A 16,522-nucleotide genomic window follows, 5' to 3' on the forward strand; every position below is an offset into this window, starting at 1 on the left:
ACCACGATGACTACTACAAGTCCGACGAGCCATCCGCCAAGGTGCTCGATGACAACCGCCCACTCGGGATAAGTGCTGGCTAGCCAGTCAAGACCAAGTCGTCCTGCCTTGGCGATACCGAACGCCACGGCAACCAGCCCTATGGTGCCCAGAAGTCGAAATTGATCGCATCTCACTAAGTTCGACTCCTGCGTCGACCCACGATGAGTAGAGTTGAGGAAATCGCGAACATCAAGGTCCAAAGTGATGCATCAACAAGCTCCCAGCGCAGGGTCTGCGATGCGAGCTTGGCAATCGAATCGTGAACCACCCTGAGCTGCTCAGACTCGTCCTCAACAGACCTAAGGAGCACGCCGTCCACTTTCGTCGTCGCCAATCCAGACTTGACCATCAGCACGAATGAGTCCTCAAGACTTCGCTTCGACTGGAGTGATTCGCTCAAGGCTACGAGCGTGAAGTAGCGTTGTGTCGCGGAGATCGCACCAACTGTCGAAATGACGACCAGCAGCACAACTGCAAGCCTGAAAACTGAGTCGGGGAGCATCTTCATCGCGGTAGGTCTCTTATGGCACTGGCAGGACCAGCAGCAATGCGCACGCACCTTCCCATACAAGTCCTTCCGCGAGCTGTTGGAGTCCGAAGTTGCCAGCGTCAGTTGCAGCAGTTGTCGATCGAGCCAGTTGGCTCGCGAGGTTCTTCCGTATGCCGTCAAGCTCCTGTAGCCGGCTTGTATCGCTGCTTGGACAAGCCGCGATCTCCTTGTTGACCTTGTCGAGTAGATCTCGCGTAGCCCTTGTTCCTTCGGTTAGCGATTGAACGTTGCTGCGAAAGTCAACGACTTGCTTAGTTGCGTTGATGACCGAGCAAGCGACGAAGCTAACTGGTCCGAGACCATTCCGGTCTGTGTTCGAAACTGGATTCCCACCCACATACGCATACGTATTGATCCCGCCCGCGAGCCCGATGGGATCGGATTGGGTGTACTGCCCGGTGGAGGCGTCGTAGTAGCGGTTCCAGTTGTAGTACAGCCCGCTCTCGGCGTCGAAGTACTGCCCCGGAAACCCCACGTTCAGCCCGCCGATCGCATCGACCGACACGCTGCGGTCGAAGGCTGCGTTGGCGGCGCGCCAGGCCACCTGGGCGCTGCCGTTGCTCAGCACCTCGGGGCGCCCCAGGTGATCGTTGTGGCTGGCGTACACGGTGCCCGAGCGTACGACACCGAGCAGCTGGCCGGCCAGCCACAGGTAGGCCGTGGGTTGCGGCCCGTCCTCGTACAGCAACTCACCCGAAGGCCCGTACACGAAGCGCCGGGTCGTACCGCCGGCAGCCTTGTAGGCCCGCTGGTTCAGGGCATTGCTGCGGTAGTCGCCGACGAGGCTGCCGTTGACGTTGACCGCGGCCAGGCGGTTGAAGGCGTCGTAGCCGTAGCCGCGCGTGCCGTCGTGGCGCGACTCGTTGTACAGGTTGCCGACCGCGTCGTAGCCCAGGTTGCGCCACTGGCCGGCGCCGCTCCAGGCGGCCAGGCGGTTGGCCGAGGGGTGCAGCGCGTAGCTGTACGTCTGCCCCTGGCGCGTATGGGCGGTGCGGTTGAACGTCGTGTCCCAGCCGAAGCCCTGTGCGTCGCCGCTGCGCGAGACCGAACTCAAGCGGTCGTTCGCGTCGTAGCCGAAGCTCGCGTTCAGCGCCGGGACCACGCCATCCGTCAGCGAGGCCATCGTGTCGGTGTTGTGGTAGCCGTAGGTCAGGTTCTGGATGCCTGGGCTGCTGAGCTGCGTGAGCCTGCCGTCAGTGTCCAGCGTGGCCAGGCGGCCGACGCCGTTGCCGTAGCGCCAGGCGTAGACCCGCTCGGTGGCCGGCTGATACAGGAAGGCGTCGGCCGTGCCTCGCCAGACCCCCGAGACGAGAGCCGCCTGGGCCGACAGTCGGCCGTAGCCGTCGTAGGAGTGCCGCACGATCATCCCGCCGGGATAGTTCATGTCGTACAGGCGGCCGGCTGCGTCGTAGGTCCACGACGTGGTGTAGCCCACGCCGTAGATCGTGCTGGTCTGGCTCACCAGTTCGCCGGCGGCGCCGTAGACGTAGGTCGTCTGGCCGGTGGCGTCGTTCATCCGCGTCAACCGTCCGCGACCGTAGCTGCCTTCGTCGTAGGTGAAGCTCTCGGTCACGCCGCCCGAACTGCGCGATGTCGGCCGGCCGATCGTGTCCCAGGTGTCACTTGCTCAAGAACCAAGGGCGGGGCGCGCTCCGAATCGGCCCTTCGACAAGCTCAGGGCGAGCGGATTCCGATCGATGTGGCGTGTATCCCTACGCGCTTGAATGCGCGTCGACCGTCAGAGCAGCTGCCCGTCGTGCCCCAGCGCCTCGTCGATGCGCGCGACAAGCGCCTTCACGTCGACGGGGCGGCCGCCGTCGGCGGCGGGTGCGGGCGCGGGACGCTCAGCCAGCGCGTAGGCCAGGTTCAGCGCCGCCAGCACCGCGATGCGCTCGCGCGCCTTGACCTTGCCGGCGTCGCGGATCGCGCACATCTCCTGGTCGACGTTGCCCACCGCTTCCAGCAGCGCGCGCTCGCCGCCGTCGGGGCAGCCGAGGATGTAGCTCTGGCCCATGATGGTGACTTCGAGCTGCTTCATGGCGTGGTCTTTTCCTCGGCGGCGCCATCGGCGACCGCAGGATCGGTCAGCGGCAGCCGGTCGAGCAGGGCGTCGACGCGCTGGCGTGCGGCCGCCAGCCGCGACTTCAGCGAGTCGCGCTCGGCCGTCACCGTGCCGAGCTGCTGCACGGTCAGCGCATGCGTGCGCTGGAGTTCTTCGTGGCGCAGCAGCAGCCGCTCCACGCGTTCCGCCAGTTCCTCGATGGTGGCCATGCCTCTCCCCGCGATCGTGGCCGATTGTAGGGGCCGCCCCCGGCTGCATTTACACTCCGCCGCGTTGGTGCTCGTGTCGGTGTTCACGCCGACACAGTCAAACGGGAAGCAGGGCGGTGAGATCCTTCCGGGTCGAACCCAACCTGCGCTGCCCCCGCAACGGTAAGCGGACGAGGTGCTGTTCCAGGCCTCCGCTCGTGTGCACACACCACTGGTCGCCAGAAGCGGCTGGGAAGGTCGCACGGGTCGCCTCCGCCAGCCCGGATACCGGCCAACAGGGGGCGTGGTCCGAAGGGTCCATGCCATGTCGCCAGCGCTCGCGGGGAAGCTTGCGCCGGCTGTCTTATCCGTGGTCCTTCCTCATGACTTCCTCAGCCTTCGTGCCTCGCGCACGCCGGGCGCACGCGTTCACCCAGATCGCCGGCGCCAGCCTTTCCCTGTTCGCTTCGCTCTCGGCCTCGGCCCAGACGTCGCCACCTTCCTCCACGCTCTCGCCGGTCGTCGTCACCGCGACCCGCTTCGACCAGCGCCTGTCCGACGCGCTGCCCTTCACCACCGTGCTGACGCGCGAGGACATCGAGCGCTCGCAGGCGCTGGACCTGCCGGCGCTGCTGTCGCGCGAGGCCGGCCTCGCCTTCGCCGACAACGGCGGGCGCGGCAAGGCCAGCAGCGTCTACCTGCGCGGCGCCAGCTCGCGCCAGGTGCTGGTGCTGCTGGACGGCGTGCCGATGAACAAGCAGGACGCGAGCGGCGCCGTCAGCCTCGAGCACCTGGTACTCGACTCGATCGAGCGCATCGAGGTCGTGCGCGGCAACGTCTCGGCGCTCTACGGGTCCAACGCCATCGGCGGCGTGATCCAGATCTTCACGCGGCGCGCCAGCGGTGCGCCCAAGGCCACCGTCGTGCTGGAAGGCGGCTCGGAGAAGACGCGCCATGCCAGCGTCTCGGCCGACGCGAAGCTGGGCAGCACCTCCATCGCCGGGGGCGTGAGCTACCACGACACCGACGGCCACACCGCCATCGACCCGACGCGCCTGCCCGCCGCCAACCCCGACCGCGACGGCTACCGCAACCAGACGGCCTGGGCCTCGCTGGCGCACGAGTTCGCTCCGGGGCAATCGCTGGCGCTGCGCCTGCATCACGCCGACGGCCGCTTCGACTTCGACAGCGCCTTCGACACGCCGGCCGACCTGCAGACCGGCCGCACGAAGCTCGACACCGTATCGCTCGCCAGCGACAACCGCTACACGCAGGACTGGCGCGGCATCGTCACGCTGTCGCAGACGCGCGACGAGAACCGCAACCACCTGACCGGCACCTTCGGCTACGACGACCGCTACGTGTCGCGCACGCGGCTCTTCGGCTGGTCCAACCAGGTCGCGCTCGGCAGCGACTGGTCGGTCAGCGCGGGGCTCGAGCGGCAGCAGCAGTCGGTCGACGTCGTCGACGGCTTCGGCGGCGGCTACGACCGCGAGCGCAACGCCGACGCGGTCTACGGCGGCCTGCAGGGCAAGCTCGGCGCACACAGCCTGCAGCTCAACGTGCGCCGCGACCGCGTCGAGGACGCCGGCTCGGCCACCACCGGTCTGCTGGGCTACGGCTACGCCTTCACCGACGCGTGGAAGGCGACCGCCAGCGTCTCCAGCGCCTTCAACGCCGCGCCGCTGGGCTATCTGTACGCGCCCTTCTTCGGCAACCCCGAGCTGCAACCCGAGCGCGCGCGCTCGGCCGAGGCCGGCCTGCAGTACAGCGAGGGCAGCACCCTGGTCCGCGCCACGGCCTTCCGCTCGCGCGTGCGCAACGAGTTCGAGTACGACTTCGGCACGAGCCGCTTCGAGAACGTCGCCCGCACGCGCAACCGCGGCCTGGAACTCGCCGCCAACGGCGACGCGATGGGCATCGCCTGGCGCGCCAGCCTCACGCTGCAGAAGCCCGAGGACGAGGCCACCGGCGAGCAGCGCCTGCGCCGCGCCAAGCGCTTCGGCAACGTCGGCATCACCTGGCCGCTGGGCGCCTGGGAGATCGGCGCCGACGTGCGCGCCAGTGCCGCGCGGCCCGACACCGGCGCGCAACGCCTGCCCGGCTACGCGCTGCTGGACCTGCGCGCGCGCTGGCGCCTCACGCCCGAGTGGCAGCTGTTCGCGCGCGGCGAGAACCTGACCGACCGCGACTGGGAGACCGTCTACGGCTATCCGCAGTCGGGTCGCAGCGTCTTCGTCGGCCTGCAGTACCAGCCCAAGTGGTGATCCACTCGCGGCCATGACCCGCCTCGCGCCCGCCCGCCCCGTCGCTGCACTCGTCGTGCTGGCGGCGGCCGCCGTGCTGGTGCTCGGCGGCGGGCTGCTGGCCGGGTCGGCGGGCTGGGGCGGCATCGGCGACGCGACCATCCTGTGGCAGGTGCGCGCGCCGCGCGTCGCGGCCGGGTTCGCGACCGGTGCGCTGCTGGCCGTGGCCGGCGCGCTGCTGCAGGGGCTGACGCGCAACCCGCTGTCCGATCCGCACGTGATCGGCGTGTCGGGCGGCGCCTCGGTCGGCGCGATGCTGTGGCTGATGCTCGGCTCCGAAGGCGGCGCGGCGGTCGGCGCGATGCTGGGTGCCGCGCTCGCGGCCGGCCTGCTGCTGCTGCTGTCGTGGCGCGTCACCGGCCGCTCGCAGCCGCTGGCTGCTGCCAGCGCGCCGGGCGGCGAGTCGAGTGCGACGGTGCTGCTGCTCGGCGTGATGATCGGCGCGGCCGCGGCGGCCGTCGTCTCGGTGCTGCTGACGCTGGCGCCCGAGGGCCGCCTGCGCGGCATGGTGTTCTGGCTGCTCGGCGACCTGAACGGCGTCGTCGCCTGGCAGCCCGCTTTCCTGGCGTTGGTCGCGACGCTGGCGCTGGCCTGGCCGTGGTCGCGCGAGCTCGACCTGATGGCGCGCGGCGAGGCCTGGGCCGCGACGCTGGGCGTGCCGGTCGCGCGCCGGCGCCGCCAGGTGCTGCTGGCCGCCGCCGTGGCCACCGGTGCCGCGGTCGCCACGGCCGGCGCGGTCGGCTTCGTCGGCCTGGGCGGCGCTTTCGTCGTCGTCGCCGACGCGGTGGCGCGCAGCGCGTTCGCGCCGCTGCAGTTGCCGGTCGGCGTGCTGTCGGCGGCGGTCGGCGTGCCGGTGTTCGTCGCATTGCTGCTGAGGCGGGGTCGGCGATGACCCCGTGGCAGGACCCGCTGCGCCTGTCGCTCGACGGCCTGTCGCTCGCGGCCGGCGAGCGCACGCTGCTGCAGGGCCTGAAGCTCGAGCTCGCCGCCGGCGAGCGCTGGGTCGTCCTCGGCCCCAACGGCGCCGGCAAGTCCACGCTGATCGCCACGCTGGCCGGCCTGCTGCGACCCGCCGGCGGCCGGCTGAGTCTGCAGGGCCGGGCGCTGCACGACTGGCCGCTGCCCGCGCTGGCGCCCTGGCGCGCCTGGTGCCCGCCGGGCTGGAGCGACCCCTTCCCGCTGCGCGTCGACGAGGCGCTGTTCGCCGTGGCCCAGGCGCGCGGCGACGACGCGGCGACCGCCGAGGCACGCCTCACGGACTTGTTGCGCCGCTTCGACCTGCAGGCGCTGGCCGCGCACGACGTGGGCCGCCTCTCCAGCGGCGAGCGCCAGCGCGTCGCGCTGTGCGCCGCGCTGATGCAGGACGCGCCGCTGCTGCTGCTGGACGAACCCTCGGCCCACCTCGACCTCGCGCACCAGCAGTTGCTGGTGGCCGCGCTGGTGGCGCACGCCGCGCGCGGCGGCCTGGTCGTCGCCAGCCTGCACGACCTCAACCTCGCGTGGTCGCTGGCCACGCACGCGCTGCTGTTCGACGGCCAGGGCGAGCTCTGGGCCGGCCCGCGCGAGCAGGTGATGACGCCCACGCACCTGGGCCTGGCCTTCGACGTGCCCATCGCCGAGGTCGAGGTCTGCGGCGAGCGGCGCTTCTGGATCGGCAGCGCCAAGGAGGCCGCATGACGCTGCACCTCATCGTGGGCGGCATGCGATCGGGCAAGAGCGCGCAGGCGCAGCGCCTGGCCGCGGCGAGCGGCTGCGAAGTCGTCGTCATTGCGACGGCGCTCGCCGCCGACGACGAGATGCGCGCCCGCATCGCGCGCCATCGCGCCGACCGGCCCGCGCACTGGCGCAGCGTCGACCTGCCGCACGCGCCGCTGGCGCTGGCGAGCGCGGTCGAGGCCGAGTCGCGCGCCGGTCGCTGCCTGCTGATCGACTGCCTCACGCTGTGGATCACGCAGGTCCTCGCGCCGCCGCCGGGCCACGCGCCGCTGGATGCGCAGGCCGAAGTGCAGGCGCTGCTGGCCGCACTGCCGCGCTGCGCCGGCCCCGTCATCGCCGTCGGCAACGAGATCGGCCTGGGCGTCGTGCCGATGGACGCCGTGTCGCGCCGCGTCGTCGACGTGCAGGGCCGCCTGCACCAGCAACTGGCCGCACAGGCCGACCGCGTGAGCCTGATGGTCGCCGGCCTGCCCGTCGCGGTGAAGGGGCCCGCCGCATGAAGCGCTGGTGGCTCGCGCTGCTGCTGGCCTGCGCGGGCGCCGCGCATGCCGCCGAGCCCGGCTTTCCGCTGACGCTGCGCGACGACGGTGGCCAGCTCGTCACGCTGCCCGCGCCGGCGCGCCGCGTCGTCACCATCGCGCCCAACCTCACCGAGATCGTGGCCGACCTGGGCGCGCTCGACCGCATCGTCGGCACGGTGAACACCAGCAACCATCCGCCCGAGGCCGCGCGCATCCCGCGCATCGGCGACCACCAGCGGCTGGATCTGGAGAAGATCATCGGCCTCAAGCCCGACCTGGTGCTGGTGTGGACCCACAGCGGTACCGAACGCGAGCTCGCGATGCTCAAGGCCGCCGGCCTGCAGGCCTTTCGTGTCGAGCCGCTGCGCCTGGCCGAGCTGGCCCCGGCCATCGAGCGCGTCGGGCGCCTGCTGGGCCTGGCCGACGCGGGCCGCCGGCGCGCCGAGGCGCTGAACCGCACGCTGGCCGCGCTGCGCGCCGCGCGCCCGGCCGACGCGCCCAAGGTCGACGTGTTCTATCAGGTGTGGTCCGAGCCGCTGATGACGCTGAGCGGCCGCCACATCGTGTCGGACGTGATCGAGCTCTGCGGCGGCCGCAACGTCTTCGCCGAGCTGCAGCCGCTGGCGCCGCAGGTGTCGATCGAGTCGGTGCTGCAGGCGCGGCCCGAGGTGGTGCTGAGCGCGCGCGAGGACGGCGGCGGCCCGCTGCTCAAGCGCGCGCCCGACGACGCCGGCTATGCGATCTGGCGCCGCCTGGGCCAGGGCTTCACGCCCGCGCGGCGCGGCTGGCTGTACACGCTGCCCGGCGACGAGATCAGCCGCGCCGGCCCGCGCATCGCCGACGGCGCGCGCGCGCTGTGCCAGGCGCTGGACGAGGTGCGCCGCGAACGCGCCGCGCGCCCCTGAACGCGACGACCTCATGACGACTCCCTGGACCCCGCCCACCGTCGAGCCCGTGGCCGACGCCGCGCTGGCCGCGCGCCTGCGCCATCGCATCGACCACCTGACCAAGCCGCTGGGCGCGCTGGGTCGCATCGAGTCGCTGATGCTGCAGGTGGGCCTGCTGCAGGGCCGCGTCGACCCGCAACTGCACGAGCCGCAGGCGGTGGTGTTCGCCGCCGACCACGGCCTGGCGGCGCGCGGCGTCTCGGCCTATCCGGCCGAGGTGACGGCGCAGATGGTCGACAACTTTCTGGCCGGCGGTGCGGCCATCAGCGTGCTGGCGCGCACGCAGGGCCTGGGGCTGACCGTCGTCGACGCGGGCGTGCGTGCCGGCACGCGCAGCGCGCGGCCGGGCCTGGTGGTGCGGCCGGTCGCGCCGGGCACCGCCGACGCCCTGGACGGCCCGGCGATGAGCGCGGCGCAATGCGCGCAGGCGCTGGCGCTGGGCTGCGAGGTCGTGCGCGGCCTGCCCGGCAACGCGCTGGTGCTGGGCGAGATGGGCATCGCCAACACCTCGGCCGCGGCGCTGCTGGTGGCGCGCCTCACCGGCCAGCCGGTGGCGGCCTGCACCGGCCGCGGCACCGGGCTGGACGATGCCGGCTACGCGCGCAAGCTGGTGCTGCTGCAGAAGGTGGCCGCGCGCCACGCCGACGCGCGCGCGCCGCTGGACGCGCTGGCGGCCTTCGGCGGTTTCGAGATCGCGGCGCTGGCCGGCGCCATGCTGCAGGCCGCGCACGAGCGCCGCCTGATCGTGATCGACGGCTACATCGTCACCGCCGCGCTGCTGGTGGCGCATGCGCTGCGGCCCGCGGTGCTGGACGCCTGCGTGTTTGCGCACCGCTCCCACGAGTCCGGCCACCAGCTGGCGCTGACCCACCTGCATGCCCAGCCGCTGCTGAGCCTGGGCCTGCGCCTGGGCGAAGGCTCGGGCGCCGCGCTGGCCTGGCCGCTGGTGGCCGCCGCCGTCGCGCTGCTCAACGGCATGGCCTCGTTCGACGAGGCCGGCGTCAGCGCGCGCAGCGAGGGCTAGCGCCGCGGGCGGCATCATCGCGGCATGAAGTTCCTGGCCCACGAACTGCGCCTGCTGCTGCTGGCGCTGCAGTTCCTGACCCGCGTGCCGGTGCGCGGCCGGCTGGCGGCGTGGGTGGGCTGGCAGCCCGAGTGGCTGAACCAGAGCGCGCGCTACCTGCCGCTGGTGGGCGCCTTCGTCGGCGCGGTGGGTGCCGTGGTGCTGATGACGGCCGCGCAGTGGTGGCCGATGCCGGTGGCCGTGGGCCTGTCGATCGCGGCCACGCTGTGGCTGACCGGCGCCTTCCACGAGGACGGTCTGGCCGACACCCTGGACGGCCTGGGCGGCAGCGCCGACCGCGAGCGTGCGCTGGCGATCATGAAGGACTCGCGCATCGGCAGCTACGGCACGCTGGCGCTGATCGTGGTGCTGGGCCTCAAGGCGACCGCGCTCGCGTCCTTGCCGCTGGGCTGGGCCGCGGCCACGCTGCTGGTGGCGCACACGCTGTCGCGTGCGGTGGCCGTCACGCTGATCCGCGTGCTGCCCTATGCCGGCGACGTGGAGCACGCCAAGGCCAAGCCGCTGGCGACGCGCGTGTCGGCGGCCAGCTGGTGCGTGGCCTGCGCGTGGCCGCTGGCACTGGTCGCGCTGCTGATCGGCGCGCGGCGCGGCGACGTGGCTTACGCGCTGCCCGGTGCCGCCGCGTGGCTGGTAGCGCTGGCCGCGGCGGTGACGGCGGGTGCCTTCTGCGCGCGCTGGTTCCACCGCCGCCTGGGCGGCGTCACCGGCGACACCCTGGGCGCCGCGCAGCAGCTGAGCGAGCTGGCCGTCTATCTGGCCGTGCTGGCGATGCTGGGGCAGTGAGCGAAGAAGCGGCGCCACCCACCGTGCTGATCGCCTGGCGCCACCCCCGGCCGCGCGGCGCCGAAGGCCGCTGCATCGGCGCACGCACCGACCTGCCGGTGGACCCGCGCAAGGCCAAGCGCCTGGCGCACCGCATCCGCCGCACCGCGCGCCGCGAGGGCCTGCCGCGCGAGGTGGCGGTGTCGCCGCTGCGGCGCTGCCGCGACGTGGGCCGCTGGCTGCGGCGCTGGGGCTTCAAGTGCGTGGTCGACGCGCGACTGATCGAGTGCGACTTCGGCCGCTGGGACGGACGGCGCTGGGACGACATCGCGCGCGAGGAGATCGACGCCTGGGCGGCCGACCTGCACGACTACCGGCCGGGCGGGGGCGAGAGCGTGGCGATGCTGCTGGAGCGGGTGAGGGCGGTGCTGAGGGATGCGCCGGCGGGGTTGCTGGTGACGCATGGGGGGTGGGTGTCGGGGTGGATCTGGTTGCGGGACGCGGGAGCGGTACGCGCCACGGCAAGCGACTGGCCTGCGGCGCCGCGCTGGGGCGTTGCGGTGAGGCTGAAGTGAGTTGTGCGTGGTAGTTGGTCGCTTCCGACCCATAGCGGCCAGCGGTGACGCTCCGAAGGTGGCCGTCCTAGCGGCGCCACTGGGCATTCTCGGGAGCTTCCGGCCCACGGAACGACGGCACGACCTCGTGGCCTGCAGGCATCTGAGCGCCGGTGCCACAAGGTGGGCGACAACGCGGCCCGATCCGGCCCGAGACTCGAGCCTCGAACGTCTACGTGGGCTGAAGTGCGAGCCAATGCTGGTGTGTGTCGACCTTGTGGCAGAAGCTGGCGACCTTGCCATCGTCGCCGAAGCGCCAGATGTGCACCTCGTCGTCCTCCTTGACCGTGTGGGCGGTGGCCTTGACGACGAACTCCAGCCCGATGATGGCGACGACCACGTTGTCTCTTTCGAGCAGGGTTTTGGGCTGAAAACTTCGGATCTCGAGTGCGCCCATCGCTTCGAAGAATGCTGGCACTTCGGCGCGCCCTTGTCGTGGTTTCAGCCAGGGAATGCCCACGTCAGCTGCGCCGTGCTCCCATTCGACGTCGTCGGCCAAGTGGCTGAGAATCGTTGGAACGTCGCCTCGACCAAAAGCCTCGTAGATGGTCAATACTCGCTGGATGTTGCTCATGGCTGCGACTCCTTGCTGGTTGAACGGGGATCCGTCGACTGGAACGACGGAAGTCCAGTTTCAAACCCGACGTGTGTTTCGTCGACGGGCGCTTGTCCCGCCGTGGCCCCGATTCCGCCCCCCTTCCGCCGCGTCGGCCGGGACTTTGTCCCGTCGATGGGGTGGGGCGGGCCGCGCGGCGACCCAGCGAACGCCACGCTGCGAACGAGCTTGACGCATGGCGCCACCCGACATCCGCTTCGTCCACGCGCCCGATGGCGCTCGACTGGCGTACTCGGTCTCGGGCGCGGGGGCGCGCGTCGTGATCAAGGCGGGCATGTGGCTCTCTCACATCGAGTTCGATTCGACGAATCCGCTGAACCGCCACTGGCGTGACGCAATGGAGGCGCGGGGGCGCTACGTTCGCTACGACGCCCGCGGCTGCGGCCTGTCGGATTGGGAGCCGCCCGCGATCGACTTCGATGCCTGGGTAGACGACCTGGCGACGGTCGCGGACGCGATCGGAGAACCGCCGTACACGCTGTTCGGCTATTCGCAGGGCGCCGGCGTGGCGATCGCTTACGCGGCGCGCCACCCCGAGCGGGTCGCGCAGCTCATCGTCTATGGCGGTTTCACTCGCGGGCGCCTCGCACGCGCCAGAACGCAGCAGGAGCGCGACGAGGCCGAGACCATGTGCCGGCTGGCCGAGCTGGGATGGGCCAAGGAGGACAACGCGTACCGCCAGTTCTTCACAACCCAGTTCCTTCCGACGGGCACCATGGAGCAGCACCAATGGTTCAACGAGCTGCAGCGCGTGTCGGCCTCGTCGGCGAACGCCGTTCGCTGCATGCGGGCGTTCAACGCCATGGACGTGACCCCTCTGCTGGCCGAGGTCCGATGCCCGACGCTGGTCTTGCACGCCAAGGGCGACGTACGGGTGCCGTTCGCCGAGGGCGCGGCGATCGCCGCTGGCATCCGCGACGCCCGGTTCGTGCCGATCGATGGGGTCAATCACGTCATGACGGCCGATGAACCCGGCTGGCAGCAGTGCCTTGATGCGATTGAGGCCTTTCTTCCCCGCGTCCCATCGGCGCGCGCCGCGCAGGGATTCGACAAGCTCACCGAACGACAAACTCAGATCCTCGACCTGTTGGCCCGAGGGTTCGACAACGCCCAGATCGCCGCGCATCTGGAGGTGGCGGACAAGACCGTTCGCAATCAGGTTTCCGCGATCCTTGACGTGTTGGGCATCGAGTCGCGTGGACACTTGATCGTGCGGGCGCGCGACGCCGGCTTTGGCAGGGAGCCCTGAGCCGCGTGCGCGAAGCCAAGCCAGATTGCGGTTAGCGAGCTCGAGCATCCCGCCCGACGTCCAGTCACGAGGATGTCGACCTAGACCGGGACCCGCCCAGATCGGGCGGACGAGAATTCCGAACGCGTCACCGGGAAGCTGTCCTTTGTCGGAACGCCGACGCGAGATTTTCGAGCCGACCCGGAAGGACGGCTCCTGGCCGAAAGCGGCCACAACGATCTCTTGACGCCCGCTACTGACCCACTCTCGCCTCCACGAACCTCACCATCTCCTTCAGTGCCCGCTGTCCAGCCTCCTGATCCAGGTCGAACTGGTACTCGTGCCCGAGCGCCGGCACGTGGTCATCGGGGAAGAACAGCGTCTCCACCCGCACCCGCAGCGTCGACAGGCGCACCGCCAGGTCGTGCGACTGCAGCAGCAGCGGGTCGGCGTTGCCGGCGGAGATGAAGGCGGGCGGGAAGTCGGGCGTGAGGTGGTCGATGACCGAGGCGGTCGCGAAGGCGCGATCGCTCGGGAAGTCGCGCTGGCCGCTGTACGACCACAGCACGCTGCGCAGGAACAGGCCGAAGGGCCCGTTCAGCCGGCCCTTGCGCAGGTCGTAGGGGCCGCAGAAGAGCACGACGCCGCGCAGCTGCCGGCTGGCCAGGCCCGGCACGACGCCGACCTCCACCGCATAGGCCGGCAGCGCGATCGTGTTGGCGACCTGCGCCGCGATGTGCGCGCCGGCCGAGTCGCCGGCCAGCACGATGCGGTCCGGATCGATGCCCCAGCGCGCGGCCTGCATCGACAGGTGGCGCAGCGCGGTGTTCACCTGGCGCACCGGCGTCGGGTAGTGCGCGCCGGGCGCGATGCTGTAGTCCACCGCAACGACGGCCAGGCCGCGGCCGGCCAGCACGCGCGCGTAGTTGCCGATGTCGCCGCGGCTGCCCGACACCCAGCCGCCGCCATGCACCCACACGACGACCGGCAGCGGCCCGCGCGCGGCGCCGTCGGCGGGCGGCGGCGGCAGGTAGACGTCGAAGCGCGCGTCGGGGTCGGCAGGGTCGTAGACCTCGCCCAGGTGCTGGACGATGCCGGGCGGCACGTGCTTGCGCAGCGCGTCGGACGCCTGCTGCGCGCCGCGGTCGAAGACCTGGCGGATCACCAGCGCCCCCGGCCAGGGGCTCACGAGGAAGGCACCGGCCAGCAGCGCCAGCAGCAGGGCGACGACCCCCAGGCTCGTCAGCAGCCGGCGCAGCGGTCGTGACACGAGGCCTCCGGCGAATGCTTCTGGCCGCTAGGCGGCGGCCTTGTCCGCGTAACCGCAGGCCGCGGCCACGGCGCACTCGCCGCAGCGCGGCTTGCGCGCCTGGCAGACGTAGCGCCCGTGCAGGATCAGCCAGTGGTGCGCGTCGTGCAGGTAGTGCGGCGGTACGCGCTTCAGCAGCTTGAGTTCGACGTCGAGCGGTGTCTTGCCGGGCGCGAGGCCGGTGCGGTTGCCGATGCGGAAGATGTGGGTGTCGACCGCGAGCGTGGGTTCGCCGAAGGCGACGTTGAGCACGACGTTGGCGGTCTTGCGGCCGACGCCGGGCAGGGCTTCCAGCGCGGCGCGATCGCGCGGCACCCGGCCGCCGTGGCGCTCGATCAGCAGGCGGCAGGTCTCCATCAGGTGCCGCGCCTTGCTGCGGAACAGGCCGATGGTCTTGATGTGCTCGATCAGCCCGGCCTCGCCGAGCGCCAGCATCTTCTGCGGCGACGGCGCCACGACGAAGAGGCGGCGCGTCGCCTTGTTGACGCCGACGTCGGTGGCCTGCGCCGACAGGAGCACCGCGGCCAGCAGCTCGAAGACCGACGCGTACTGCAGCTCGCTGGACGGATGCGGATTGGCCGCCTTCAGCGTGGCGAAGAAGCTCTCGACCTGCGCGGCATTCATCGTCGTCATGGGCCGCGATTGTGGACGCGCCCGGCGCCGCGCGCTCAGGCCGGCGGTCGCTTGGCGCGGGCTCGCGCCAGTGCGGCTTCGATGACGCGGCGCTTGGCGTCGACCTCGGCCGGATCGGTGAGGCGGGTTTCCTCTTCCAGGTGCGCCAGCTTGTGCGCGGCCTTGGCGGCGAGGCGCTCGTCGTTCTCGCGCTTGGCGCGGGCGCGGCGCGCGTCGCGCGCCCGGTAGCGCGCGCGAGAAGCCTCGGCCTGCGCCGGCGACCAGGCGGCCCAGCCGGTCGCGGGGCCGGCGGGCTCGAGCGAGATGCAGTCGACCGGGCAGACCGGGATGCACAGCTCGCAGCCGGTGCACTGCGACTCGATCACCGTGTGCATCTGCTTCGCCGCGCCGACGATGCAGTCGACCGGGCAGGCCTTGATGCACAGCGTGCAGCCGATGCACCAGGCCTCGTCGATGACGGCCAGCTTCAGCGGACCTTCGATGCCGTGGACCGGGTTGAGCGGCACGACGGCGCGGCCGGTGATCGCGGCCAGACGCGCGATGCCTTCGGCACCACCGGGCGGGCACTGGTCGATGCCGGCGCGGCCGGCGGCGATGGCTTCGGCGTAGCGGCGGCAGTCCGGCTCGCCGCAGCGCGTGCACTGCGTCTGCGGCAGCGCGGCGTCGATCGCGTCGACCAGCCGCTGCTGCGCGTCCGCCTTCACTTCTGGTGTTTCAGGATGAAGTCGCGGATCTCGGGGTAGGCGAACTCGCGCCAGCGGCGGCCCGAGAAGATGCCGTAGTGCCCCGCGCCCTTGACCTCGTAGTGGCGCTTGCGGGTCCTGGGGATGCCCTTGCACAGCTCCAGCGCGGCGGCGGTCTGGCCGCTGCCGGAGATGTCGTCGAGCTCGCCCTCGACCGTGAGCAGCGCGGTGGTCTTGATGTCCTGCGGCCGCACCGGCTCGCCGCTCACGAGCCAGCTGCCGTTGACCAGCGCGAAGTCCTGGAACACGACCTTGATGGTGTCGAGGTAGTACTCGGCCGGCATGTCGAGCACGGCGTTGTACTCGTCGTAGAACTGGCGGTGGCCTTCGGCGCTGTCGTCGTCGCCGCGCACCAGGTCGAGGAAGTAGTCGTAGTGCGACGACATGTGGCGGTCCGGGTTCATCGCCACGAAACCGGTGTGCTGCAGGAAGCCGGGGTAGACCGCGCGGCCGGCGCCCGGGTAGTTGGGCGGCACGCGGTAGATGACGTTGTTCTCGAACCATTCATGGCTCTTGTTCATCGCCAGGTTGTTGACCGCCGTCGGCGACTTGCGGGCGTCGATCGGGCCGCCCATCATGACCATGGTGCGCGGCGTCTTCTCGCCGCCGCTGGCCAGCAGCGACACGGCCGCCAGCACCGGCACCGTCGGCTGGCACACCGAGATCACGTTGACGTCAGGGCCCACGTGGCGGATGAACTCCTGCACGTAGTGCACGTAGTCGTCGAGGTGGAAGGCGCCGGCCTCGGTGGGCACCATGCGCGCGTCGACCCAGTCGGTGATGTAGACCTTGTGGTCCTTCAGCAGCAGGCGCACGGTGTCGCGCAGCAGCGTGGAGTGGTGGCCGGACAGCGGCGCCACGACCAGCACGCTGGGCTGGTTGCGCATCTTGCCCAGCAGCCTGGCGTCGTCGGTGAAGCGCTTGAAGCGCAGCAGCTTGCAGAAGGGCTTCTCGATCGCGGTCTGCTGCTGCACGACGACGTCGACGCCGCCGACCTCGATGTTGGTGATGCCGAACTCGGGCTTCTCGTATTCCTTGGTCAGGCGGTGCATCAGCTCGAAGCCGGCCGACACGCGCTGGGCGCCGGGCGCCTGCGCAAAGGGCGACAGCGGGTGGCTGTAGAGCTTGGCCGAGGCGGTGGCGAACTCCGCAAAGGGGCTGAGCAGCGCACGCTGCGTTTCGTAGAGCTGATAGAGCATGC

18 protein-coding genes and 1 riboswitch are annotated in these 16,522 nt (G+C 71.1%); of the genes, 9 read left to right on the top strand and 9 right to left on the bottom strand.

Going from position 1 to position 16,522, the window contains the following annotated elements; genetic code table 11:
* Window positions 1-175: 175 nt before the first annotated feature.
* The 4 genes from QZV97_RS02485 to QZV97_RS02500 all read right to left on the bottom strand — a co-directional run bounded on the left by QZV97_RS02485 (window position 176) and on the right by QZV97_RS02500 (window position 2,863).
* The gene (locus QZV97_RS02485) at window positions 176-550 is read right to left on the bottom strand and encodes a hypothetical protein (protein WP_295637875.1); all 375 of its coding nucleotides are present in this window, start codon (window positions 548-550) and stop codon (window positions 176-178) included.
* A 13-nt stretch (window positions 551-563) separates the two neighbouring features.
* Window positions 564-2,165, bottom strand: a complete 1,602-nt coding sequence (locus QZV97_RS02490; protein ID WP_295637878.1) for an RHS repeat-associated core domain-containing protein — start codon at window positions 2,163-2,165, stop codon at window positions 564-566.
* 165 nt (window positions 2,166-2,330) lie between these two features.
* Window positions 2,331-2,630: a cell division protein ZapA gene (locus QZV97_RS02495; RefSeq protein WP_295637881.1), complete on the bottom strand. Its 300-nt coding sequence runs from the start codon at window positions 2,628-2,630 to the stop codon at window positions 2,331-2,333.
* On the bottom strand, window positions 2,627-2,863 hold the full coding sequence (locus QZV97_RS02500; RefSeq protein ID WP_295637884.1) for a DUF904 domain-containing protein: 237 nt from the start codon (window positions 2,861-2,863) through the stop codon (window positions 2,627-2,629). The genes QZV97_RS02495 and QZV97_RS02500 overlap by 4 nt, the downstream gene beginning before the upstream one ends.
* A 48-nt stretch (window positions 2,864-2,911) precedes the next feature.
* A riboswitch (cobalamin riboswitch) is annotated at window positions 2,912-3,154 on the top strand.
* A 71-nt stretch (window positions 3,155-3,225) separates the two neighbouring features.
* On the opposite strand from QZV97_RS02500, the gene QZV97_RS02505 reads away from it, so the two are divergent.
* The 8 genes from QZV97_RS02505 to QZV97_RS02540 are packed head-to-tail and all read left to right on the top strand — an operon-like array spanning window position 3,226 to window position 10,753.
* A complete protein-coding gene (locus tag QZV97_RS02505; RefSeq protein ID WP_295637887.1) occupies window positions 3,226-5,109 on the top strand; it encodes a TonB-dependent receptor in 1,884 nt (627 codons plus the stop codon).
* A gap of 13 nt (window positions 5,110-5,122) precedes the next feature.
* Window positions 5,123-6,040: an iron chelate uptake ABC transporter family permease subunit gene (locus tag QZV97_RS02510; protein ID WP_295637891.1), complete on the top strand. Its 918-nt coding sequence runs from the start codon at window positions 5,123-5,125 to the stop codon at window positions 6,038-6,040.
* Window positions 6,037-6,825, top strand: coding sequence for an ABC transporter ATP-binding protein (locus QZV97_RS02515; protein ID WP_295637894.1), 789 nt, complete (start codon window positions 6,037-6,039; stop codon window positions 6,823-6,825). Before QZV97_RS02510 ends, QZV97_RS02515 begins: the two co-directional genes overlap by 4 nt.
* Window positions 6,822-7,364 carry a bifunctional adenosylcobinamide kinase/adenosylcobinamide-phosphate guanylyltransferase gene (cobU, locus tag QZV97_RS02520; RefSeq protein ID WP_295637897.1) on the top strand — a complete coding sequence of 181 codons (543 nt, stop codon included), beginning with the start codon at window positions 6,822-6,824 and terminating at the stop codon, window positions 7,362-7,364. Before QZV97_RS02515 ends, cobU begins: the two co-directional genes overlap by 4 nt.
* Window positions 7,361-8,290: a cobalamin-binding protein gene (locus tag QZV97_RS02525; RefSeq protein WP_295637900.1), complete on the top strand. Its 930-nt coding sequence runs from the start codon at window positions 7,361-7,363 to the stop codon at window positions 8,288-8,290. Before cobU ends, QZV97_RS02525 begins: the two co-directional genes overlap by 4 nt.
* Before the next feature lie 13 nt (window positions 8,291-8,303).
* A complete protein-coding gene (gene cobT, locus QZV97_RS02530; protein ID WP_295637904.1) occupies window positions 8,304-9,356 on the top strand; it encodes a nicotinate-nucleotide--dimethylbenzimidazole phosphoribosyltransferase in 1,053 nt (350 codons plus the stop codon).
* A 24-nt stretch (window positions 9,357-9,380) separates the two neighbouring features.
* Window positions 9,381-10,199, top strand: coding sequence for an adenosylcobinamide-GDP ribazoletransferase (gene cobS / locus QZV97_RS02535; RefSeq protein WP_295637907.1), 819 nt, complete (start codon window positions 9,381-9,383; stop codon window positions 10,197-10,199).
* Window positions 10,196-10,753 carry a histidine phosphatase family protein gene (locus QZV97_RS02540; protein WP_295637910.1) on the top strand — a complete coding sequence of 186 codons (558 nt, stop codon included), beginning with the start codon at window positions 10,196-10,198 and terminating at the stop codon, window positions 10,751-10,753. Before cobS ends, QZV97_RS02540 begins: the two co-directional genes overlap by 4 nt.
* A 211-nt stretch (window positions 10,754-10,964) precedes the next feature.
* Here the strand turns inward: QZV97_RS02540 and QZV97_RS02545 are convergent, their stop codons facing one another.
* The gene (locus QZV97_RS02545) at window positions 10,965-11,366 is read right to left on the bottom strand and encodes a nuclear transport factor 2 family protein (RefSeq protein WP_295637913.1); all 402 of its coding nucleotides are present in this window, start codon (window positions 11,364-11,366) and stop codon (window positions 10,965-10,967) included.
* Between the two features lie 217 nt (window positions 11,367-11,583).
* On the opposite strand from QZV97_RS02545, the gene QZV97_RS02550 reads away from it, so the two are divergent.
* Window positions 11,584-12,657: an alpha/beta fold hydrolase gene (locus QZV97_RS02550; RefSeq protein ID WP_295637917.1), complete on the top strand. Its 1,074-nt coding sequence runs from the start codon at window positions 11,584-11,586 to the stop codon at window positions 12,655-12,657.
* A 232-nt stretch (window positions 12,658-12,889) separates the two neighbouring features.
* Here the strand turns inward: QZV97_RS02550 and QZV97_RS02555 are convergent, their stop codons facing one another.
* Genes QZV97_RS02555 through phaZ form a run of 4 tightly spaced genes read right to left on the bottom strand, consistent with a single transcriptional unit; the run spans window position 12,890 to window position 16,520 of the window.
* A complete protein-coding gene (locus tag QZV97_RS02555) occupies window positions 12,890-13,906 on the bottom strand; it encodes an alpha/beta hydrolase (protein WP_295637920.1) in 1,017 nt (338 codons plus the stop codon).
* Between the two features lie 27 nt (window positions 13,907-13,933).
* Window positions 13,934-14,569 carry an endonuclease III gene (gene nth / locus QZV97_RS02560; protein WP_295638175.1) on the bottom strand — a complete coding sequence of 212 codons (636 nt, stop codon included), beginning with the start codon at window positions 14,567-14,569 and terminating at the stop codon, window positions 13,934-13,936.
* Window positions 14,570-14,613: 44 nt separating this feature from the next.
* Window positions 14,614-15,282, bottom strand: coding sequence for an electron transport complex subunit RsxB (gene rsxB, locus QZV97_RS02565; protein WP_295637924.1), 669 nt, complete (start codon window positions 15,280-15,282; stop codon window positions 14,614-14,616).
* Window positions 15,279-16,520, bottom strand: a complete 1,242-nt coding sequence (phaZ, locus tag QZV97_RS02570) for a polyhydroxyalkanoate depolymerase (protein WP_295637929.1) — start codon at window positions 16,518-16,520, stop codon at window positions 15,279-15,281. The genes rsxB and phaZ overlap by 4 nt, the downstream gene beginning before the upstream one ends.
* Window positions 16,521-16,522: the final 2 nt, after the last annotated feature.

The organism is uncultured Methylibium sp. (genome assembly GCF_902826655.1).
In the GTDB taxonomy this organism is placed as follows: domain Bacteria; phylum Pseudomonadota; class Gammaproteobacteria; order Burkholderiales; family Burkholderiaceae_C; genus Methylibium.